This window comes from Bradyrhizobium sp. SZCCHNGR1005, from assembly GCF_032489995.1.
Classification (GTDB): Bacteria; Pseudomonadota; Alphaproteobacteria; order Rhizobiales; family Xanthobacteraceae; genus Bradyrhizobium.
On the sequence record NZ_JAUEZC010000004.1, the window covers coordinates 728853 to 751281 of the forward strand.

Consider the following 22429-nt stretch of genomic DNA (forward strand, 5'->3'; position numbering starts at 1 on the left):
CCAGCGCCGCCTTTCTCATGCTGACCTGTCGCGCGCTTTTCGCAGCTGCTCTGATTCACACCGTGCGGGCACGGTCGCTTCCGTCATAGGACGACACCGTGGATACCCGTCCTTGCGGCGCAAGCCGTCTCGGCAGATCATCGATTCATGGACATCGTCTTCCGGATACGCAGCGAGACCAGGGCCGCGGCCGTCGTTCGTCTTGCGATGCGGAATGATCGGGACGGACGATGATCCTACAACGGCTGGGACTCGTATTCGGGCTGGGAACCCTCCTGGCCATCGGAGCTGCATCGACCGCGCTCGACCTGAAGTCGCGGCACGATGCCGAACGGGTCGATCGCACGCTCGAAGTCTTGCAGCAGGCGTCGGATTTGCGTCTGCTCGTCCGTGAAGCCGAAGGCGCCGCGCGCGGCTTCGTGCTGACCGACATCGAGGGCTTTCGCACCGAATTCAGCGAAGCGAGAGCAAAGATCCCCGCGGCGCTTGCCCAACTGAGACGGGCGACCGGCGACAATCCCGGTCAGCTTGCCCTGCTCGGGCAGACCGAACCGCTGATCGCGCATAAGCTGCAGATCAGTGCCCACATGATCGACCTCCACATCGCGCGCGACGATGCAGGGCTCAAGGAGCTGATGAACTCGGCCGAAGGCCGCGCGGCGATGGCGAGGGTTTCGGAGAATCTCGATCGTTTCACCGCGGAGGGACGACGACTGCTCGCATTGCGGTCCGCAACTTCGCAACGGACCGGATCGCTGCTGCTCGGGATCGATCTGGCCGGCGTCGGCCTTGTGCTACTCATCGCCGGCCTGCTGCTGCGCCGCGCCTATGTCACCGACTGCGCCTTGCGCGCCTCGCTGGTTCGTTCCGAGGCCGAAGCGAGCTCGCTGGCCGAGAAGAGCGAACAGCAGCATGCCGATCTCGTTGCGGCGCATGAGAAGCTGCGGCATTCGGCCGAGGTGCTCGCGAACACCTTCAACACGATGGCCGAAGGCGTGCTGGTCGTCGACGCCGCCAACGAGGTGATGTTCTCCAATCCGGCCGTGGAGCACCTGCTCGGTTATCGCCAGGGCAAAAGCCTCGAAGAGGTTCGCAGCCAGATCCAGGTGTTCGAAAGCGACGGGACCACGCCGATCGCGGCCTCGGAGCTGCCGACGCCGCGGGCGCTCCGCGGCGAGTCCTTCGATCGCTGCGAAGTCGTGGTCTATCGCCGCGACAGCCGCGACGCCCTTCGCCTCATGATCAGCGGCCGTCCGTTGCGCAGCGCCGATGGCCGGATCACGGGAGCGGCGATGGTCTATCACGACATCACGGCCGTCCACGAAGCCGAGCGGCTGCTGCACCAGGCGCAGAAGCTGGACGCGATCGGCAAGCTGACCGGCGGCGTCGCGCATGACTTCAACAACATGCTGACCATCATCACCGGCACGATCGAATTGTTGATCGACGAGACCAAGGATCGGCCGGCCGCGGCAGCGACGGCCGGGCTGATCAGCCAGGCGGCCGATCGCTGCACGGAGCTGATCCGCCACCTCCTCGCCTTCGCGCGCAAGCAGCCCCTGCATCCGCGCGACAGCGACGTGAACGTGACCGTGCTCGACATCGCCAAGCTGTTGCGTCCGACGCTCGGCGAGCAGATCGAGATCAACTCCATCATCGAAGACGACGTGCTGCTGGCGCACATCGATTCCGCCCAGCTGGCCAATGCGCTGGTGAATCTCGCGATCAATGCCCGCGACGCGATGCCGAACGGCGGCAAGCTGCTGTTGGAGACGCGAAAGGCGGTGCTCGACGCGGCCTATGCGGCCGCTAATGCCGGCGTCACCGCCGGGCCCTACATCATGGTGGCCGTGAGCGATACCGGGACCGGCATGCCGCCCGAGGTGCGCGACCGCGCCTTCGAGCCCTTCTTCACCACCAAGAAGGCCGGCGAAGGCTCGGGACTGGGCCTCAGCATGGTCTACGGCTTCGTCAAGCAGTCCGGCGGCCACATCAATATCTACAGCGAGGAAGGACGCGGCACGACTGTGCGGATGTATCTGCCGCCGGCCAAGGGCAGCGCGGCGCTCAGCGACGCGATCGAGCCGCCGGTGCCGGGCGGGAGCGAGACCATCCTCGTGGTCGAGGACGACCAGCTGGTGCAGGACTTCGTCGTCGTCCAGCTGAAGACGCTCGGCTATACCACGATCACGGCCTCGACCGGGGCCGAGGCGCTGGCGAAAATCGATTCCGGCGCGCAGTTCGACCTGCTGTTCACCGATATCATCATGCCCGGCGGCATGAACGGCAAGGAGCTCGCCGAGGCGGTCTGCGCCCGCCGGCCGGACACCAAGGTGCTCTACACCTCCGGTTACACCGACAACGTCATGGCCGAACACGGCCGCCTCGAGCATGGCGCCCTGCTCCTGAGCAAGCCCTACCGCAAATCGGAACTGGCGCAGGTGGTGCGGCAGGCGCTGCGCGGGCCCGAGGACGGCGCGGGCAGGACCGCTCCGTGAGTCTCGCCGATGCAAGGGCAAATGCCGTAGTCGGACGGGTGCGGATGGCTGCCCTGTGAACAGCGGGATGAAGGGCTGTGGACGGCGCCCCTCGAAATATTTTCAGGTTTGGAATCCGCTCGGACTCACCGATACTTACCCTGTTCACAAAGCCGGCACGCGGCCTGGTTTTCCCGCACTTTCCCCCATATTTAGTGTTTGATTCAGGAACTCGCACTAGTTCTTGACGGGCGCGACGGAGTCGTCCTAGCTTCCATCCCGTCGGCGCGAGTTCTGTTCGGGTCCCGCCGGCACCTCCCGACGCGTTCCGAGATGATACTCCGCCGGCCATTGGGCTCCGGGTGAAGGGCTTGTCTGCCCTGTTTTCGGGACGGATCTGGAACGCGCTGATGAGGGGCCCGGCACAGGGTCCATGGGGCAGTTGGAGCGTTGAAGAGAGCGGACCGGGTTCACCGGTTCTCACGGTTGCGTTCGCGTCCGGCCCGGCGGGGTGGACAGCGGCGCGGCAAAGGAAAATGATCCGGGTCTCGCGCAAGCGGCAGCCCGGGAACTTGATTGGGGCACGACCGATGCGGATTGAACGGCGACACACCACTGAAGGCCAGTCACCCTATGCCGGGATCGATTTCCGGCTGACCACGTCGGAGATCAAGAATCCCGACGGGTCGGTGGTGTTCCGGCTCGAGAATGTCGAAGTGCCCGAGTTCTGGTCGCAGGTCGCCTCCGATGTGCTGGCGCAGAAATATTTCCGTAAAGCCGGCGTCGCCGCGCGGCTGAAGAAGGTCGAGGAAGAGAGCGTGCCGTCCTGGCTGTGGCGCGCCGTGCCCGACACCGACGCCCTCAATGCGGTCCCCGAGAACGAGCGCTATGGCAGCGAGCGGTCCGCCAAGCAGGTGTTCGACCGCCTCGCCGGCTGCTGGACCTATTGGGGCTGGAAGGGCGGCTACTTCACCGCCGAGGAGGACGCGCAGGCGTTCTATGACGAGCTGCGCTTCATGCTCGCCAGGCAGATGGTGGCGCCGAACTCGCCGCAATGGTTCAACACCGGCCTGCACTGGGCTTACGGCATCGATGGCCCCGGCCAGGGCCACTATTACGTCGACTACAAGACCGGCAAGCTGACCCGCTCGAAATCCTCCTATGAGCACCCGCAGCCGCATGCCTGCTTCATCCAGGGCGTCGATGACGACCTCGTCAACGACGGCGGCATCATGGACCTGTGGGTGCGCGAGGCCCGCCTGTTCAAATACGGCTCCGGCACCGGCTCCAACTTCTCGCGCCTGCGCGGCGAAGGCGAGAGGCTGTCGGGCGGCGGCCGCTCGAGCGGCCTGATGAGCTTCCTCAAGATCGGCGACCGCGCCGCCGGCGCGATCAAGTCGGGCGGCACCACCCGCCGCGCCGCCAAGATGGTCGTGGTCGACGCCGACCATCCGGACATCGAGGCCTATATCGACTGGAAGGTGAAGGAGGAGCAGAAGGTCGCCGCCCTCGTCACCGGCTCCAAGATCAACCAGAAGCACCTCAAGGCGGTGCTGAAGGCCTGCGTCAATTGCGAGGGCTCGGGCGACGACTGCTTCGACCCCGAGAAGAACCCTGCCCTGCGCCGCGAGATCAAGCTGGCACGCCGTGCGCTGGTGCCCGACAACTTCATCAAGCGCGTCATCCAGTTCGCCAAGCAGGGCTACAAGGACATCGACTTCCCGGTCTACGACACCGACTGGGACTCGGAGGCGTACCTCACCGTCTCCGGCCAGAACTCCAACAACTCGGTGTCGCTGAAGGATGACTTCCTGCGCGCGGTGGAGACCGACGGCGACTGGAACCTCGTGGGCCGCACCACCAAGAAGATCACCAAGACGCTGAAGGCGCGCGACCTCTGGGAGAAGATCGGCTACGCCGCCTGGGCGTCGGCCGATCCCGGCCTGCACTTCAACACCACGATGAACGACTGGCACACCTGCAAGGCGTCCGGCGACATCCGCGCGTCCAATCCGTGCTCGGAATACATGTTCCTGGACGACACGGCGTGCAACCTGGCCTCGGCCAACCTGCTGACGTTCTACAACACCACCACCAAGCATTTCGACGTCGGCGCTTACGAGCATCTGTGCCGGCTCTGGACGCTGGTGCTCGAGATCTCCGTGCTGATGGCGCAGTTCCCGTCCAAGGCGATCGCGGAATTGTCCTACGAGTTCCGCACCCTCGGCCTCGGCTACGCCAATATCGGCGGTCTCTTGATGACCATGGGCCTGCCCTACGACTCCAAGGAAGGCCGCGCGCTGTGCGGCGCGCTGTCGGCCATCATGACCGGCATCGCCTACAAGACCTCGGCGGAGATGGCGGGCGAGCTCGGCACCTTCCCCGGCTACAAGAAGAACACCGCGCACATGCTGCGCGTCATCCGCAACCATCGCCGCGCCGCGCATGGCCAGGCGACCGGCTATGAGGCGCTCTCGGTCAACCCGGTGCCGCTCGACCACGCCTCCTGCCCGCAAGGATCGATCATCGCCCATGCCACAAAGGCCTGGGACGATGCGCTCGAGCTCGGCGAGAAGAACGGCTTCCGCAACGCGCAGGTCACGGTGGTGGCGCCGACCGGCACCATCGGCCTCGTGATGGATTGCGACACCACCGGCATCGAGCCCGATTTCGCGCTGGTGAAGTTCAAGAAGCTCGCCGGCGGCGGCTACTTCAAGATCATCAACCGCGCCGTGCCGGAGGCGCTGCGCGCGCTCGGCTATCGCGAAAGCGAGATCGCGGAGATCGAGGCCTATGCGGTCGGCCACGGCTCGCTGTCGAACGCGCCCGGCATCAACGCCTCCACCTTGAAGGCCAAGGGCTTCACCGACGAAGCCACTGCAAAAGTCGAGAAGGCGCTGCCCACCGCCTTCGACATCAAGTTCGTCTTCAACAAGTGGACGCTGGGCGAGGACTTCATCCTGAAGCAGCTCGGCGTGACGGCGGAAGCGATCGCAGCCCCCGGCTTCGACCTGCTCGCAGCCATCGGCTTCACCAAGCGCGAGATTGAGGCGGCCAACGTCCACATCTGCGGCGCGATGACCGTGGAAGGCGCGCCGCACCTGAAGCCGGAGCACTATCCGGTGTTCGACTGCGCCAATCCCTGCGGCAAGGTCGGCAAGCGCTATCTCTCGGTCGAGAGCCACATCCGCATGATGGCGGCGGCGCAGCCCTTCATCTCCGGGGCGATCTCCAAGACCATCAACATGCCGAACGACGCCACGGTCGAGGACTGCAAGGCGGCCTACATGCTGTCCTGGAAGCTGGCGCTGAAGGCCAACGCGCTCTATCGCGACGGCTCCAAGCTGTCGCAGCCGCTGAACTCGCAGCTCATCAGCGACGATGAGGACGAGGACGATGCGGTCGAGGCGCTCTACGAGAAGCCGATGGCGGCGCGCGCGGCGCAGATCTCCGAGCGCGTGGTCGAGAAACTGGTCGAGCGCATCGTGGTGATGCGCGAGCGCGAGAAGATGCCGGACCGCCGCAAGGGCTACACCCAGAAGGCTGTGGTCGGCGGCCACAAGGTCTACTTGCGCACCGGCGAATATGACGACGGCCGGCTCGGCGAGATCTTCATCGACATGCACAAGGAGGGCGCGGCGCTGCGCTCCTTCATCAACAACTTCGCCATCGCGGTGTCGCTGGGCCTCCAGTACGGCGTGCCGCTGGAGGAATATGTCGACGCCTTCACCTTCACCCGCTTCGAGCCGGCGGGCCCCGTGCAGGGCAACGACAGCATCAAGTACGCCACCTCGATCCTGGACTACGTATTCCGCGAGCTCGCGGTGAGCTACCTGTCCCGCTTCGACCTCGCGCATGTCGATCCCAGCGAAAGCAACTTCGACGCGCTCGGCCGCGGCGTCGACGAAGGCAAGATGTCGGAAGACGGCCCGAGCCAGCAGGCGGCGAAGTATCTCTCGCGCGGCCTCACCCGCTCGCGCACCGACAATCTCGTCGTCATGCGCGGCGGCACTTCGTCAGGCGGCCACGCTGCCTCCGTCCCCTCCCCCCTTGATGGTCAGGGAGGGGGGTCCAAGGTCACCTCGCTCTCCTCTTCAAGGACCGGCGACGCCCTCGAAGGCGCCGTCGCCCTGAAGCAGGACGCGCAGCACGACCTCTCCCCCACGGAGAAGCTGGAAGCCCTGCAATGGAGCAAGCCCGGCACCGCCGCGCAGCAGACCGCCACCAAGGCCGAGCGCCGCGCCGAAGCCAAGGCCAAAGGCTACGAAGGCGAGATGTGCAGCGAGTGCGGCAACTTCACGCTGGTACGGAATGGCACGTGCATGAAGTGCGATACGTGCGGAAGCACGACGGGGTGTTCGTGAGAGGCTGACGACTTAGCTGGTGGGAAACCCAAAGTTCTGTACTTATGAGCCAAAGTTCCGAACTAGGTGTCGAGATTTCAATGACTTAGCCCCTGCCACGACGGGCATAAAACGCCCCCTACTAAAACCTCTACTTTCGTAGCCCCCCAAAACCCCGCCGGCGACGGCGGGGTTTTCGTTTATTGTGGACCGCGTACGTCGCTTACCGGTCGACGGCGGTAGCGAAGGCGACGACACCGGCATTCACCTCGCTGCCGACCGAGAGCAGCGTTGACAGCAAGGCTGCGCCCTCTGCCTCCAATGATTGTCGACCTCGTCCGATAGCCCCGAATGGCCGCCGGCATCGGCGCCCGGCTGCCGTTCGAGCACGATCAAGCGGCCATTTGGCATGATCAGACGGGTCCAGACCAGAAGCACACCCGCGCCGTCGGCGTACAACCCAACAGGACTCTAACTGCGGCTGGATGAAACTTCGGTGGCAGGTCAGGACTCAAATTCAAAATGCCAAGATGAGCTGCTGCTGGTTTGATGAACACCGAGATTAGGTTTTTCATAAAGCCGGAGGTCGGGGATGAAGAGACGGACGTTTAGTCGCGAGTTCAAGGTCGACCGGTCAAGCTGGTCAGGGAGCGCGGGGTATCGGTAGTGCAAGCCGGCCGCGGGGCACCGCTGTTGTCGACGGACCGCGTGCGACCGGCGCGATCAGCAGGCTCGCTCTGAATCTGCACCGCGTCCGCACCGCTCTTGTCGCTCGACGACACATCCGCCAGCGACAGAGCGATGCGATCAACTACGCTTTCGGGCGATCGTCCATACAAGCAAGGCGGTTGTTGATGTCCCAGCGGGCAGATGTCCATCCAGGTCTTGTTGATCCACCAACAATTGCCACACCCAGCGGGCGCGATGTTGATATTCTCGGGGTAGCCAAAATAGTCGATCGGAGTCGGCCCAAACAGCACGGCGGAGGCAGTCCCCACGCTTGCGGCGATGTGCACGAGCCCGCCTTCGTTATCGATGTGCAGAAGCGCCCGCTGCAGAATGGCCACAGCTTCCGGAAGCGTCGTTTTCTCGATCAGGTCGTGGTCTGATCCAGCAATTGGAACCGAGTTCTTCGAGCCAAGCTGCACGACGGCGATATCCGGAAAGCGGAGTTTGAACAACCGGACCAACTCGTCTCCATGAGGATAGCACTTGGTGGCAGATCGCCCGGTGACGATAAAGCCGGTGTCGAAGCCGTTGTTGATCGTGACAAAACGTGCGGGCAGACCGTAGCGGCTCAAGGCGTCCGGCTCCATCGGCAACGGATAGAGCGCACCGCGATAGGGAATTCTCGCAAGGCTATGAAGGAAGTTATCGCGCCGACGCCCCATGAACACGACTCTGTTGGCAAGATGATGGTCCATGTAGGGATGGCGATCGATGCAAATCTCGAACTCCGCACGCGTTTTCATCAGATGTGCGCATGCCTTTATCAATCGATCGTTGGCGGCCAGCAAGTCCCAACGAGCGACCGAATCGTGGATCCAAACGATCTGGTTCGCCCGCAGGGCCAGGGGATAGTGCGAAAAAAGACGATGAAACAGAAGCTCGTGATAGACCTTGTTCAAGCCTGTCAGCGGAGCGAACGCCCAGCGGCCAATCTCAGGGTTCGGGCAATAGAGGTCAAATCGAAAGTCCTCAACCGCCGCCGCAAGATCGCGCATGAAGCGCGCCACCACGATATAGTCGCCCAGACCGCCTGTAACCAGGACTGCGATGAGCGGCCTCGGAGCAAAGGCGCTCAAATCCGCCGAGATGTGCGGAGCTATCTCGGGTGCTTCCACTTTCGCTGACGCGCTCGCGCGGAGGCGCCCGTACGCCCGCTTGAGCAACTGCATCGCAAATCTGCCCGTGCGCGGCATGCTTCCGTTCTGCCGGTGAAAAATGCCGATCTGCTGTACTACGCGGACAACCTCTCCGATGAGGCGCGCCCCCGGCATGTACCTCCTCAGCCGCATTGGCATCATGACCTCAACGATCCGTCCCCATTGCCGAGCCGGACCTCGCGCGCATAGCCTTGCGCTCCGGCCCGAGTGCCCTACCGCCAGCGGGAGGCCGCTCAAGTGCCTCCACAACGTGAGCCACGACGTCTTCCACCGCGTGGGAGCTCATGCATCGAGCTTCTTCGAAGGACCTGACACACTGATCCATCCAGGCCTCACTGATCCACCAGCATCCGCCACAGAAGCGCGGGCGAAGATTGATGTTACTCCTGTAGCCGAAATAGTCGGCATCCGTCGGTCCGAATAGGACAAGCGACTGAACTCCAAAACAAGCGGCGACGTGCACCAGGCCGCTATCTACGTCGATGTGCAGCCGAGAGGCGGAGATGATCGCCGCTGCCTCGGCCAGACTGGTCTTTCCGATCAGGTCAACCTGAGCGCTCGCAATTGCTCTGCTGGTGCGCGGCGATCCGAGCTGAACGAACCTGATTCCTTGGCAGATTTCGGTCAGGCGCGAAACGACGCGATCGAAGCTGCCGTAACATTTTGTGGACGAGTTGCCGCTGACGATGAAGGCCGGATCGAACCCGTTGTGCACCGTTACGAAATTGATTCCACGGAGGCCAAAACGCGTGATGGCATCGGGCTCGGTCCGCAACCTCAACTGATCGCCGCCGTAATCGATGCCCGCCTGTGCATGCAGATAAGTGGCACGCGTCGCGTTGACGAACACTGCACGCCTGGCGAGATCTCCCCACGTGTAGGGAACTCCTTTCAAGAGCAATTCATTCCGCGTCAACGACGCGGCAATGTTGGCACGGACTTTTCCGAACTTCTCCTCGAACTGCCCGCAACCCACATTTGAAGCAGTCTCCCCCATCACCTGGACCATCTGATCAACCCTGAGCGCATGCGAGAACATATCGACGCTCTTGCCAAACAGACTCGCACTCAAGCACCCCCGAAACCCGGGCACAGCTTCGTATATCCAGGACGATCTCGCCTCGTCATTGCAGGCGATGACGAATTGGAACGCACCGCATGCCGCCCGAAGGTCTCGAACGAACCGCGCCACGACGATGTCGTCCCCGACGCCACCTCCAGCCGTCTGAATTAGCAGCTTCGGCAGCTCCACTGTAAGCCTATTCGTCAGCGCTCGCCGGCTCCCGCGGCGCCTCGCCTTCGCGAAGGCCCACCTTGCGAGCAAGGGCGTTTTACGCAATCCGTATCGCAGCAGGAACCTCGCCGCACGCACGGGACTACCCGACAGTCCGTAAATACCGCTGACGCGCCGCACCAAACGACGGCGCACATCACCAACGAACATTTGCCCATCTCTTGCCGATCCCATTGCTAGCAGCCAACCTTCGCTAGCTGTGAATTGCCCGAATATGCCTCCATGACGGCTTCTGTCGCACCGATCATTCTAACAGCTCCGTTCTGCAGCCAGACGACCTTGTTACAAACACTGCGAATAATGGCTTCGTTGTGCGAGGCGAGAATGAGAATGTCCGCCTTTCCGAGCAGCTCGGCCATGCGCCTCTTGGCCTTCTCGACAAATGATCGGTCTCCCGTGCCGATCATCTCGTCCATGACAACGACTTCGGGTTGGACCGCGGTTGAGATGGCGAACGCCAGGCGAACGAACATGCCTGCGGAATAGGTACGCACCGGTAGGTGCAAATATTCTCCGAGCTCTGAAAACTCGCCGATGGCCGGGGACAACTCTCTTGCCTCGGCGAACGAAAGACCGAGAAACACACAGCGAAATATTATGTTCTGCCAGCCGGTCGCCTCCGGCTCCATTCCCAACGTGATATCCGTGAACGACGACACCTTGCCGTTGATCCGGACTTCACCTGACACGGGCGGATAGACTCCCGAGACCACTCGCAAGAACGTCGTCTTCCCAGCTCCGTTGTGGCCAATCACGCCCAGGCGGTCGCCATCCGAGAGCTCCAGGGTGACCTGCTGCAATGCCTTGACGACGACCGTATCGTCGTGTGTCGCTAGTCTGCCGCCAAGCCGCGAGAATACAGCGGTTCTGACCGATCTGGTACGCGACGTGAAGACAGGAAAGTCAACGCTCACGTTGTCGAGCCGAACGTTCGCCATCGTTTCAGATCCAAAAGATAATGCGACGCTGAGAGAGCCCTATCAGCGGCAACGCCAGCACAAAGCCGCCGATCGCGAAGACGAGCGCGCCGACCCACTCCGCGGGACCCGGAATATCTCCCATGATCGGATCTCTCACGACCGAGAGGAGATCGGCGAACGGATTGAGAGCCAGAAGGTATTGCGTGTCCGGCGGAAGCTGGCTCGGCTTCCAGAAGATGGGCGTCACGAAGAACGCGATCAACAGCGCGCTTTGAACGACCTGTGTCAGATCGCGAAACCGCACGCATATGATCGCGATCGCGTAGGTCGTCCAGACGAGGCTCAACAGCAGCAGAACAACGCCCGGGATGGCGAGCAGACTGACCATGCCGAATGGCACCGGAAAGGCCACCACCGTCAGGATTGCGATCGGCAGATTGTGGAGAAACACCAGGAAGTGCCGGAACACGAGCGCGTAGATCGCCGTCGAGAAGCTCATTCCCTGGTTGAGGAAGATCGAGCCCGCCGACACAAACGCAGTCGGGGCCTCTCCGATCGCACCTGAGATCAACGTCCATAGAATCTGCGAGATCGCGATAAATGGCATCAGTTCGCTGATTCGTACTTTCCAGAGCATCGACCACACAACTCCCACCGCGGCCACCAAGACGCCGGTCGAAACCGTCATCCAGAATTGCCCGAGACGCGAGCGCGAGTAACGCCTGCGGATCTCGCCAAGGCCCATCAGATAACTTACGCGCCAATTGGTCAGCCCGGCGCACAAATCCGCGGCTCCAATCAAGCACCAGCGCCACTCTGTGGAAGACCGCGCTATTGCGGATCGTTCAGCAGCACGTGTAGGGACGGGCGAGAAAGTCGGCATGCAAGGTCACCGTGACGCCAGAGGAGCGCGCGAGGGCGCCTCAAGATCAGGCTTCCGCTCGGCCCGCTCGCCGGTCTCCGGCTGCGTTCCCCAGCTTCCGTTCGACATGTCGGTCGCAAGCGAATCCTCTATTCGCTCGCACATATGATGGTAGATGCAGACGTGGAGCTGCTGGACGATGGGGGTCTCCTGTGACGGCATTGCAAGCAGGACGTCGGCCAGGCCCGCAAGTCTGCCGCCGCCGGCGCCCGTCATGGCTATGGTCCCAATGCCCATTTCGCGCGCCATCTCGAAAGCACGCACGACGTTTACAGAATTGCCTGACGTGCTGACGCCAAGAAGCACGCTTCCGGCACTTCCGTAGGCCTCGACCTGCCGCGCGAACACCGTGTCATACGAATAGTCGTTGGCCCAGGCCGTAAGCACCGCGGGATTGGATGCCAAGCAGATGCAGTTGATCGCCCGTCTCTCCCTGAGAAAGCGACCGACGAGTTCGCCGGCGATGTGCATTGCGTCCGCCGCCGATCCGCCGTTGCCGCATACCAGCAGCGCATGACCGCCGCGAAGCGCGGCAGTTATCAATCCGACAGCTCGGCCGACCTCCGACACCACGTCCGAGCTGATGAGGCGATCCATCGCCGCACGTGATGCTTCGAGATGCTGGATAAGCATGTCAGTTCCCTTGATTACGCTATTACGCTGCTCACGCATGCGCGCCGCCTTCTGCAGTGGAACGACTTTCCGCAGCAATGCGCGTGCTACGTGTCATCCTGGCCCGGTAAGCGCTCGCATACTCGCGCCCCCTTTGACGAAGGGGCATTTCCAGCCAATTATGCGTCATCGCGCCGGCGGCGACCGTGAGTGAATAGGCAAGCGCCAGATAGGCTAGCTTGCCGGGCCACGAATCGTCATAGATATGCAATGCTCGACACAACTCCCGGACTCCCTTGAACACGATCAGGTGTGAGACGTACAGGCTGTATGATCTTTGTCCGGTCCACACGAGGGCCCTGCGCAATCCCGGAGGGCTCGCGATATAGCCCTTGCCGAAAGAGGCTGCCAAGACCAGCAGCGCAGCGATTATCGCCACCAAGCCGAGAAAGAAGCTCTCGCGCCAGAAGTATTGCGCCGTTCCGATCGCAAACAGGCCGCCGAATGTGCAGGCGCATCGCGCAATACCGCCCGAAAGGAAGGTCGGCTCCACGAACCGATAGAACTCGGTGGCGCTCAGTCTCGCAATGAGGATGCCCCATGCGAGTCCGTCCGTTCGGATGAACCAGCCGATGACATCCCCGTTTGCCGGGCGACGCATGGGCAACTGCATTGCGATCAGACCCACCAGGACGCCGACCAGATACTTTCGCGGCAGGACCACGATCAGGGCGGGGAGAATGAGGTAGAACTGCGTCTCGAGCGAGAGGCTCCAATAGTGCGGATACAAAGCTCCGCATTGCCCCTGCCACGCATTGCAAGCGAACCGATGGAAATTCTCAAAATTGAGCAACGAGGCGATCAGGTCACTGATATTCTCATGCCTTGAGCCGATCTCCCGTGGATCGTCAATGACGATGAGAACGATGCCCGCAGCGAGCCAAAACCATCCGGCGGGTGCCAGCCGCCAAAAACGGCGGATCCAGAACATGACCGTCTCCCGCACGGCATCGCGCGCGGGCATGCCATAGCCGACGGTCGAATCGAGCGACCGATAGATGACGAAGCCAGATATCACAAAGAACAGGTCGACACCGGTCCAGCCGCTCCAATGGCTCCTGATCTGCTCGATGTTCGGCAGACCCACAATCGACGTGATATGCTCATACAAAACAGCAAGGACGCTATATGCGCGGAGTAGCTCGATATCCGCGTTCAACTGTTTTGCTGGTGCTTCCACGCTCAACATTGTTATTCCACATGTCAATCTCTGATATGGCGCACGCGAGGCTCAGATCAGTGAGCCGATATACTCCGAGACCCCCCTCTCGAGCGACGTAAGCGACAGCGTGAGTCCGCTTGCGGCCAACTTGGTCATGTCCGCTTCCGTGAAATATTGATATCGCTCGCGAATGGCGGGGGGCATATCGACGTAGCGAATTCGCGGTTCGCGTCCTACCGCTAGACCGACCGCCAGCGCCAGGTCACGAAATGACCGCGCCCGCCCCGTTCCGACGTTGAACAATCCAGAGATCTCGGGGTGCTGCAGCAGCCACACGACGATCCTGACGCAATCCTTGACATAGATGAAATCTCGCAATTGGCCGCCGTCCTGATATCGCGGGTCGTGCGACTTGAACAACTCGATCTCCTCGCCAGCCGCGATCTTCGGATAGATCTTATGTACGACTGACCGCATGTCTCCCTTGTGTGCCTCGTTCGGACCGTACACGTTGAAGAACTTCAGCCCGGCCCACTGCGGCGGCCGGAGCCTGCCCGCCTGCGCGTCGGCAACGAACCGCCGATCAATCACATGCTTGCTCCAGCCATATGCATTCAGCGGAACGAGCCGGCTCAGAGCCTCCGGAGATTCGTCGTCAGAGAAGCCTGCAGCTCCATCGCCATAAGTCGCCGCAGAAGACGCGTAAATTAGCGGTACGCCGTACTGGCCAGCAAAATGCCAGAGCCTCAACGACAGCCGGATATTGTTTCGCACGATCTTGTCAACGTCGGACTCGGTGGTCGAGCTTACGGCACCCATGTGCACGATCGCGGCAACGTCTCGTGCGTGATCTCTCATCCAGTAATCGAGCGCTTCCGGAAGAATCAGGTCGTATAGCCGTCCCTTCACGAGATTCCTCCACTTCTCGCCGCTGCGGAGCCGATCGCAGATCACGACGTCGGCCCCTTGCCCAGCCAGTGCCATTGCAATGTTCGAGCCGATGAAGCCGCAACCGCCGGTTACCAGGTACAAGGACTTCATCGGACGACCGCGACGTTCGCGCCAATTGCGCTGCGCTGAACCAGACGGGTTGTTGATTGCAGAGGGACGAGCCAGGCACGCACCACCGTGCCACCCCACGACTTGACCATATCGCCCCCCACGATCTCGTGCTCAGGATAATCCGCACCTTTGACGAGCACGTCGGGCTTCAGCATATTTATCAGCTTGGCCGGGGTGTCTTCTCGGAACACAACGACAAGATCGACCTGCCTCATAGAAGCCATTACGGCTGCACGGGCGGCCTCACTCTGCAACGGACGGGACGGACCCTTCAGCCGGCGGACCGACTCGTCACTATTCAATGCGACGACCAGCCGGTCGCAGTTCGCCCTCGCCTGCTGAACCAGCGAAACATGCCCTGGATGGATAAGATCGAAACAGCCATTGGTGAATCCACACGTAAGCCCCTCGTCCCGCCATCTCTCCCGCTGCTCAAGCGCCGCCTCGATATCGACAATGCGACTGTCGCTTCGCCCGAGCGAGACATCCAACGCGCGATCAAGTTCACTCAGTGCAACCGCAGCAGTACCCCTCTTGCCCACCGCGACGCCGGCTGCCACGTTGGCTCGCTTCATCGCGTCAACCACATCGAGGCCCACGGCCAGCGAAACCGCGAGGACGGCCGAGACAGTATCACCGGCGCCAGAGACATCGAACACCTCTTGCGCGGCAGACCGCTGGTGAACCGGCCGTTGACCGGCGCGATAGAGTGACATGCCTTCTTCGGATCGTGTAACGAGTATCATCGCGCCTGTCGATGCAGCCGCCCCATCGGCGGCATGCTCAATTTCCTGATCAGATTCACAGGCCAGCCCAGTTGCAGCTCTTAGTTCATGACGGTTCGGCTTGATGATGGTCGCACCAGCATAGGCCTCCAGGCGGGCCCGTTTCGGGTCGACCAAGACAGTTTTTCCGCTAGCTTTCGTCCGATCGATGACATGCCGCAAGAGCCGATCGGTCAACATGCCCTTTGCATAATCGGAAATGACGACCACGTCGCATCGCGCGATAGTCGCTTCATACGCCTCGATGAGCTTGTTCTCGACGTCGGCGTCGATCGGCGCGCTGCTCTCTCGATCAATACGCACGACTTGTTGGTCGGCACCGAGCACCCGGGTCTTGGTTGTCGTTGGCCGTGTATCATCGACGATGAAATTCGGTGAGATTCCCCCTCCAGCCTTCCGTATGGCAATATCGAGCTCACTGGCTTCGAGATCACGGCCCACAACGCCGATCAAGATCGCCTCGCCTTCCAGCGCCGCAATGTTTGCGGCCACGTTTCCAGCGCATCCAGGCGAGGATCGGAGTTTTAGCTCCCGTACGATCGGGATTGGCGCCTCGGGCGATATCCGGGTCACTTCGCCATAGACATACCGATCGATGGCAACATCCCCGATGACCATCACCCTCGGTACGACCGCCGTTTGTCCGATTGACATTCAGTAGACTCCAGCCATCAATTCAAGAGCCCAGCATGGCGATACGCCGGCACACCAACGCAGGACCAATGTGGAAATTCGGGCAGCTCAACGCGATAACGATTGAATTTCTCTCTATCGAGTTGATGCCAAAGATGCCAAAGAGGACCGCTCGGAGACATCGGCTAATGCGGCGGCAGCGAACCGATCGTCATTTTCTCTGGGATACGAGTGCTGTCACGATCATCGCTCCTCCCGAGCGGCACTCGCGCGTACAGCATTTCGAGCTGTGACGCGAATAGCCCTTCATATTTCAGCTGCGTTATCGCTGTCGTACTGGTTTGAAGGACACGCTCGCGAGCACGGCTCCCGAGCGTTCCAAAGCGATGCGGGGCGGTGATCAGGCTTAGGATTGCCTCTTTGAGAGCCGTCTCAGAACCAACGGGCACAGTGTAACCTTCCACGCCGTTCCGTACGAAGTCCTCGCAGCCGGGAACTGCCGTCACGATGCACGCGCGGCCGCATGCGGCCGCCTCCAGGAGCGCTCGCGGCAGACCTTCGCCTCCCCGGCTTGAGAAGATGGCTGCGTGCGAATTCTCCCAGATCGAGGCGATCTTGTCGCTGAACCCATGGTAATGAATACCGGCAACTCCGCTCAAAGTCTCTGGAGCGAGCGGACGCGGGTTGGCGTAATCCGGCACGCCATAGATGTGCAGCTCGACTGGATATCCCTCCCGGGCCAATGCCGATACCGCTCCGACGGCGAGATCGACTCCCTTGGACCAGATCAGCCGGGAGACGGTTGCGAACCGAAACGGAGGCGCCCCAGGCAGCTCGCACGCTCGAAATTCGCTCGGATCGACACCGGCGCCCATCAGAATGGATACCTGATGGCCACGACGTGCAATTCCGGTGGATATGGGATCCGACCGGTTCTCGAATACGAAGTGCGTACGCTGACGCGACGTATAGCCCAAGGCACGGAAGACGACCTGTCGCATCAGTCTTGCGCGCAGCCCCCCCGAAATGCCGATGAATCCAATGCCCGTGATCACGAAGATGAACCTGTACGATCGCAACAGCGTCTCGGTGAGAGCAATGACGAGGCACACTCGCAACGAATATGCGACGACGACCGAGGGCCCAATTTTTCTCAATACTGCAGCGAACCACAGAGCTTCCCTGATCATGGACAACAGCGAATTGTCGCCACGACTTGTCGGGCTTGCTATGATTTTGATACCGTCCGCTTGAGAGGCTCGGCCTCTCAATTGGCTGGGGATGATCGCATAAACTTGCGCGTTCGCGGCCTTCGCCGCCCTGATGGCAGGCGAAAAATGCCTGAACAGGAACTCCGAATCGCTTGCGACGAAACAGATGGTCTTCGTCAGTCCAGCTTCAGTCTTGAGTTCGACGTCCACCACGCGAGATACCTCCAACGCGCGCCCGGTCTCAACCACCTCCGAAAAGGCGGATGACACCAAAGATGCCGGCGAGGACAAAGGGCCTCACCGCCATGGAGATCGTCGGACTGACTGATCTCCGCGCTCCCTGATTATTCGGTAGAAAATCACAGGTTGCGCGCCGCGCATTGACAGTGCCGGAACAACAATTGGACGAAGGCGCACGTTCCGAACGTCAGGAATGAGTTCAGCCAGCCGGAAGTGCTCGCCGGACCTGAGATCGTGAAAGAGGTGAGTCGGTCCAACACGCAACGCAGGCGCATGCACCTCTATTGGACAGGAGACACCAGGTTATACAGCTGCTCTCCTTGCCCCGCCCGATGCTGCGCATCCGGGGCTTCGGAGCTCACGAACCTCTGACTTCGAAGCTACGCACGCAAGCCTTTCGTACTCGCAACCATAAAGCCCCCCTGGCGCTAAGATGGTCAGGCCACTGAAGTCTGATTTAGACAGCAAAAATGCCGTGACCCACGGCCAGGTTCACGGACCGACGCTGGAACCGAGCTGCTGATCGACAAAGATGCCGTTTTCGCCCATTTGAATAATCTTCCTGAACCCACGAGCGTCCAATAGACCTGAAATCCGGTCTTCGTCTCGCCCTGCCGAGCTATATGTCTCGACGCAGATGATGCGCGGGCGCGTTACGAAGCTCGCTGCATGCAAGATATCGTGGTCAAGACCTTCGGCATCCAGGCTGAGCAGGTCGGGACAACGGCCATTGCAATGGGCATCTACAATCTGGTCGAGCGTCATGACTTTGACCAGAATTTGGTCCGTGATGCGGAATCTCGAATCGCTCGCGACGAATTCTTCGGCAGCCTGTCTGGAGAATGTATTTCGACCCGACTGAGCGTCAATCCGGTAAAACGTCATTGTCGAGGCGCTTCCACCGACGCCCGCATTCACGTTAACATCCTCAGGACGCTCTCTGAAGAATGCAGGCATCAAGTCGGGATTTGCGTCCACGTTGACGCCGCGAGAACCGCGTTTATGGAGCAAAGCAGTATTGCTGCAGTCGATGGGATGATGCGCACCGATGTCCAAATAGGTCGGCCTGCCAATGCCCAACTGCTCGAAAAGCGCAACGAGCACGAGATCCTCGCCATGTTGCGAGTAGGTCAGGTGGCCGTACCTCTGATCGGGATGCCCCCGAAACTCCTCTCGGTTGCAGGGCTCTCGTTGGCCGATTGCGTCAATCTTGGATTCGATGTGAATGAGCCGGTCCCGCAGTTCGGAGATCATTTACTGTTTCCTCCATCTCGATGACCGAGCTTCACGCCTGACGCCGATGAAATCCGCTCTATATGAGATCGCGCACGTCATCAAGAGATGGCCCGCAGCAAGAGGAGCTGTGTGGGCGCGGGAGCAGCGAAGCACGCTGCAGTCTTGCTCCCTAACCACAGCTCAACAGGCGCATCAAGGTGACATCTTGATGACTCCTACCCGCCTTCAGCTTCCACAACGCCTCGGTGCGACTTGGTTCATTAATCGTGGGGTCAGCAGATCTCGCGTCCTTCGTCGTCCTAGCATGGACCAGGATCGATCGGCCGGGTCCGGTGCGGGACTACGACACTTGAAGCAACTCCGCGCACAAGGCTGATGATGGGAAGTAACCGGCGGCTTCGCCACTAGAGATAATGTCGCAGACCGAAGATATCGCGGAACTTCCGCCACCGATCGGCGTTAGCGACCTTGGGGATCGCGATCTGATCGCGAACCGTCTCGGTGCCGTTCACGGATTTGCCTGGCTCATGATCCAAGGCAATCGTCACGTCACTTTTCGGGGTGAATGCGACGGCAATGTTGAAGGCAAAGGTGATGCTTCTCGGAGACATGGGTGTCGGGAAGACGTCAATCATGTACCGCCTTGTCTATGATCGGTTTTCAGGAGATTACCGAACGATGTTCGGGGTCGAGATATTGACCCATGATGTGGCGTTGGACATAGATAATTGTCGCAAGATCATGCGATTCGCGCTTTGGGATACCGACGGGGATTTCAGCACGCAGATCTTCGACAGCGTGTACTTGGTTGGCGCCATGTCAGCTATCATCGTCTCGGATGCAACACGGCCGCAGACGATCACCCGCATGATCGAGCTTGCGACAGCCTTCGACACGAAATTTCCGGGCAAACCGTTCAAGGCGGTGATCAACAAGGCTGACCTGCTTCAACCCAGTCGACAGATGTATGGCCTTGCCGATCTGCAGAATGTCAGCTTTGTCAGTGCAAAGACCGGCTGGGGTCTCGCCGAGACCGCCGCGGATCTCGCGGGCGAGCTTTACCGCAAATCACTCTCGTCAACGCCATAGACCTATCGAGGCTGCCCGGCGATTGCCTCTCCGAGATGCCCATCCCCCGGTAACGTTGTCGCGCTCTATTGCGCTGGACCTGGCGAGCGAGTTGAACCGCCAAATGCATGACCCGAAGGCGCTCATCTCATTGGGCGCTCATCTCATTGGGCGGTCGACGACAACTCGCGTGCGTCTGCGTCGATTGATTGACCCATTCCGGAGTGGCTAATGCAGATGTCGACGCGTCAGCCCGCGCATGGGCGAAGGGTAACGGGCCATGAGTGCGAAGCAAGACGGATATCAGGAGACCTCTTTGCGAGCTCTGCTCACGGATGTCCCGGTCGGCGAAGACAATGCCCAATCCTCGCGCGAGATCTGGTTGAAGCACGACTGCTGGACTCAGCCGTCCGTTCGCCGCATGTTGAAATATCTGGCGTGTCGCGGCGCGGTTTCGATCAAAACGGAGACGCATTCCGCAACAGGCTGGCGTTATATGTTCTGGCGAGAGACACCTCACTTCGAGTGAGCCAAAATTGACCCTGGCCTTCAGAGCAGGCCGAACCTCTGGTCGAGTGGTTCGTCCGTCCTTCCGGTCGGCGGATATGTCGCCTAGGGAGCCATCAATCTGGCAATGAGACCTGCACGATTCTTGACTTGGCACTTGCTGAGGATGACGCTGACGTAGTTCTTGACCGTTCCCTCGGCAAGGTTGAGACTCAGGCCTATCTCGGCGTTACTCTTACCCTCGACAATTAGATTGAGAATCTCATTTTCACGATCTGTGAGTTCTTCTCGCGTTGAGAGACCGCGTCGAACGCTGGACCGCAGGCGCTTGAACTCCTCTAAAATCCGCGTCGCGATAACCGGCGAGAGCTGCGCTTGACCGGCAAGAACAGCTCTAATAGTCCTCGCGATTTCGTGTATCGGGCTTTCCTTGAGCAGATAGGCGCTTGCCCCGGCGCTGATGGACTCGAAGATCAGATCGTCCAAGGCAAACGTGGTCAGGACGATGACCTTCGTGCCCGGAAGCTCCTGAACGATTTTGCGAATGGCATCGATCCCCGGGGAGCGCGGCATTTCCAGATCCATAAGGACAACGTCCGGGCGATAGTCGCGGGCGAGCTGAACCGCACGCTGTCCGTCCGCCGCCCGATCGACGATCTCGAACCGGGAGTCGTGCTGCGCCAGGAGGATGCCGAGACCATCCCGGAAAATCGGTTGATCGTCGGCAATGAGGATTCTCACGTTGGTCGCTTCCGCTGGATCTATCTCGAACACGGACTGTCCTCGGTCATAGCGCACCAATGCTACCGCAAGGGAATCGTCGGTGTCGGACCTGGAGACCGCTTTATCGGCAGGGACAACCGCACTGATGTGCCCTCGCCCGGCCCGCTATCGATCGAGCAGACGCCACCCGCCAATATCGCGATCTCTTTCATGCCAATCAACCCGTAGTGAAAAGCTGGTAGCGATGTAGCGTCGAAACCGCGACCATCGTCTCGTATCTCGATTTCGAGCATGCCCGAACTTCGGTCGCGGGTCGCTCTTATCCAGACCCGCCCCGCAGCGGAGTGACGTTCGATATTTCTCAGAGCCTCGGTGACGATTCTGTCTATGGTGCTCCCGTGACGGGCGACGTCGTCGCGCAGAGCCCGATCGACGTCAACCTCTATTTCGACCTCGATCCGCCTCGCAAATTCTGCAACGATCAACTCCAGACCGAGCACCTCGTCCGCATCCTTCGTCAGCCGCAGACCGTCGATTGCCCGGCGCGCCCGCGCGAGGCCCGAAGCTGCCGCTTCCTCGGCAGCCGCCAGGCTGTCGGCCAGCGCGCTTGGGTCTGTCTCAAGAAAGTGACGACTCAACCGGATCTGCATCAGAAGCCCGACGATCGAATGCACCAACGTATCATGCAGGTCCCGGGCCAGCCGCATGCGTTCGCGCGCCAACGAAGCAATCCGCACCTCGATGCTCGCTGCCTCGAGTTGCTGCTCGGCCAGTCGCCGAGCGCGCCGCTCGCTGCCGAGCAGCAACTCCACCTGCCGCGCGGAAAAATCCGGCATCGCGATCAAGAGATAGTGAAGCTTGTCCTCGATCCAGATGATCACAACCGTAACTGGCTCGCTGAGGCCGAGCGAAAGCCCGCGGAGGCCCGGCAGAGCAATGTTACGCCTGCGTCCCTGCGCCAGTGATGCAAGCTCCGCCTCCATTCCCGCGAGCGGCATACTGTTGCAGCAATCTGCACCAAGCGCGGGCAACCACTCTAGAAGCGGTCCAAACTTGCGACTGACAGCCCTATCCGCCTCGATGACTGCGATGCTGATTACGTCGGTTTCGGCTGCGCCGCGCAATTCGGAGTTGAAGTCGATCATTGCGCCTTTCTCATGCAAGCCAAGATCGAATAGGCCGGCGCGCCCTTCGATTGAGCCGCAGGTCGCGCCAGTTCCAGTTCGCTCGCCCGTCACCGGACGAACGGATCTCTGTCGCTTAGTTGTATAACTCGTAATATTCGCCT

General features: G+C 60.9%; 16 protein-coding genes and 1 pseudogene. 3 read left to right on the plus strand and 14 right to left on the minus strand.

Annotation, left to right across the window (positions count from 1 at the left end; translation table 11 throughout):
• Positions 1-230: 230 nt before the first annotated feature.
• Positions 231-2498, plus strand: coding sequence for a CHASE3 domain-containing protein (locus QXZ85_RS21170; protein WP_315703704.1), 2268 nt, complete (start codon positions 231-233; stop codon positions 2496-2498).
• A 569-nt stretch (positions 2499-3067) separates the two neighbouring features.
• Entirely contained in the window at positions 3068-6841 is a 3774-nt protein-coding gene (locus tag QXZ85_RS21175) for a vitamin B12-dependent ribonucleotide reductase (RefSeq protein WP_315767910.1), read from the plus strand.
• A gap of 235 nt (positions 6842-7076) precedes the next feature.
• Here QXZ85_RS21175 and QXZ85_RS21180 read toward each other — a convergent pair.
• The 12 genes and pseudogenes from QXZ85_RS21180 to QXZ85_RS21235 form a co-directional block, all read right to left on the minus strand.
• Positions 7077-7258, minus strand: a pseudogene (locus tag QXZ85_RS21180) (TrbI/VirB10 family protein); the annotation flags it as partial.
• A 182-nt stretch (positions 7259-7440) separates the two neighbouring features.
• Positions 7441-8820 (minus strand): glycosyltransferase family 9 protein, encoded by a 1380-nt coding sequence (locus QXZ85_RS21185; protein WP_315744788.1) that lies wholly within the window; start codon positions 8818-8820, stop codon positions 7441-7443.
• 31 nt (positions 8821-8851) lie between these two features.
• The gene (locus QXZ85_RS21190) at positions 8852-9745 is read right to left on the minus strand and encodes a glycosyltransferase family 9 protein (RefSeq protein ID WP_315744790.1); all 894 of its coding nucleotides are present in this window, start codon (positions 9743-9745) and stop codon (positions 8852-8854) included.
• 431 nt (positions 9746-10176) lie between these two features.
• On the minus strand, positions 10177-10938 hold the full coding sequence (locus QXZ85_RS21195) for an ABC transporter ATP-binding protein (RefSeq protein WP_315744791.1): 762 nt from the start codon (positions 10936-10938) through the stop codon (positions 10177-10179).
• A 4-nt stretch (positions 10939-10942) separates the two neighbouring features.
• Positions 10943-11704: an ABC transporter permease gene (locus QXZ85_RS21200; RefSeq protein ID WP_315806545.1), complete on the minus strand. Its 762-nt coding sequence runs from the start codon at positions 11702-11704 to the stop codon at positions 10943-10945.
• Between the two features lie 105 nt (positions 11705-11809).
• A complete protein-coding gene (locus tag QXZ85_RS21205) occupies positions 11810-12475 on the minus strand; it encodes an SIS domain-containing protein (protein WP_315744793.1) in 666 nt (221 codons plus the stop codon).
• A 31-nt stretch (positions 12476-12506) separates the two neighbouring features.
• Positions 12507-13703: an acyltransferase gene (locus tag QXZ85_RS21210; protein WP_315703698.1), complete on the minus strand. Its 1197-nt coding sequence runs from the start codon at positions 13701-13703 to the stop codon at positions 12507-12509.
• Positions 13704-13745: 42 nt separating this feature from the next.
• Positions 13746-14708 carry an ADP-glyceromanno-heptose 6-epimerase gene (gene rfaD, locus QXZ85_RS21215; protein WP_409977707.1) on the minus strand — a complete coding sequence of 321 codons (963 nt, stop codon included), beginning with the start codon at positions 14706-14708 and terminating at the stop codon, positions 13746-13748.
• Positions 14709-14713: 5 nt separating this feature from the next.
• Positions 14714-16177 (minus strand): D-glycero-beta-D-manno-heptose-7-phosphate kinase, encoded by a 1464-nt coding sequence (rfaE1, locus tag QXZ85_RS21220; RefSeq protein WP_315703696.1) that lies wholly within the window; start codon positions 16175-16177, stop codon positions 14714-14716.
• 164 nt (positions 16178-16341) lie between these two features.
• Positions 16342-17580 (minus strand): glycosyltransferase, encoded by a 1239-nt coding sequence (locus QXZ85_RS21225; RefSeq protein ID WP_315766096.1) that lies wholly within the window; start codon positions 17578-17580, stop codon positions 16342-16344.
• A gap of 519 nt (positions 17581-18099) precedes the next feature.
• On the minus strand, positions 18100-18861 hold the full coding sequence (locus tag QXZ85_RS21230; RefSeq protein ID WP_315766098.1) for an FkbM family methyltransferase: 762 nt from the start codon (positions 18859-18861) through the stop codon (positions 18100-18102).
• A gap of 386 nt (positions 18862-19247) precedes the next feature.
• A complete protein-coding gene (locus QXZ85_RS21235) occupies positions 19248-19478 on the minus strand; it encodes a hypothetical protein (protein WP_315703693.1) in 231 nt (76 codons plus the stop codon).
• On the opposite strand from QXZ85_RS21235, the gene QXZ85_RS21240 reads away from it, so the two are divergent.
• Positions 19477-19932, plus strand: a complete 456-nt coding sequence (locus QXZ85_RS21240; protein ID WP_315703692.1) for a hypothetical protein — start codon at positions 19477-19479, stop codon at positions 19930-19932. The genes QXZ85_RS21235 and QXZ85_RS21240 overlap by 2 nt on opposite strands.
• Positions 19933-20523: 591 nt before the next feature.
• On the opposite strand, the gene QXZ85_RS21245 is transcribed toward QXZ85_RS21240, so the two are convergent.
• Positions 20524-21192, minus strand: coding sequence for a response regulator transcription factor (locus QXZ85_RS21245; protein ID WP_315703691.1), 669 nt, complete (start codon positions 21190-21192; stop codon positions 20524-20526).
• A 29-nt stretch (positions 21193-21221) separates the two neighbouring features.
• Entirely contained in the window at positions 21222-22286 is a 1065-nt protein-coding gene (locus QXZ85_RS21250) for a sensor histidine kinase (RefSeq protein WP_315703690.1), read from the minus strand.
• Positions 22287-22429 lie beyond the last annotated feature (143 nt).

Excerpts from the sequence above, each read along its gene's own strand:
- QXZ85_RS21170 (WP_315703704.1), top strand. The coding sequence starts at position 231 with ATGATCCTACAACGGCTGGGACTCGTATTCGGGCTGGGAACCCTCCTG.
- QXZ85_RS21175 (WP_315767910.1), top strand. The coding sequence starts at position 3,068 with ATGCGGATTGAACGGCGACACACCACTGAAGGCCAGTCACCCTATGCC.
- QXZ85_RS21185 (WP_315744788.1), bottom strand. The coding sequence starts at position 8,820 with ATGCCGGGGGCGCGCCTCATCGGAGAGGTTGTCCGCGTAGTACAGCAG.
- QXZ85_RS21190 (WP_315744790.1), bottom strand. The coding sequence starts at position 9,745 with ATGTTCTCGCATGCGCTCAGGGTTGATCAGATGGTCCAGGTGATGGGG.
- QXZ85_RS21195 (WP_315744791.1), bottom strand. The coding sequence starts at position 10,938 with ATGGCGAACGTTCGGCTCGACAACGTGAGCGTTGACTTTCCTGTCTTC.
- QXZ85_RS21205 (WP_315744793.1), bottom strand. The coding sequence starts at position 12,475 with ATGCTTATCCAGCATCTCGAAGCATCACGTGCGGCGATGGATCGCCTC.
- QXZ85_RS21210 (WP_315703698.1), bottom strand. The coding sequence starts at position 13,703 with ATGTTGAGCGTGGAAGCACCAGCAAAACAGTTGAACGCGGATATCGAG.
- rfaE1 (WP_315703696.1), bottom strand. The coding sequence starts at position 16,177 with ATGTCAATCGGACAAACGGCGGTCGTACCGAGGGTGATGGTCATCGGG.
- QXZ85_RS21230 (WP_315766098.1), bottom strand. The coding sequence starts at position 18,861 with ATGATCTCCGAACTGCGGGACCGGCTCATTCACATCGAATCCAAGATT.
- QXZ85_RS21240 (WP_315703692.1), top strand. The coding sequence starts at position 19,477 with ATGTACCGCCTTGTCTATGATCGGTTTTCAGGAGATTACCGAACGATG.
- QXZ85_RS21235 (WP_315703693.1), bottom strand. The coding sequence starts at position 19,478 with ATGATTGACGTCTTCCCGACACCCATGTCTCCGAGAAGCATCACCTTT.
- QXZ85_RS21250 (WP_315703690.1), bottom strand. The coding sequence starts at position 22,286 with ATGATCGACTTCAACTCCGAATTGCGCGGCGCAGCCGAAACCGACGTA.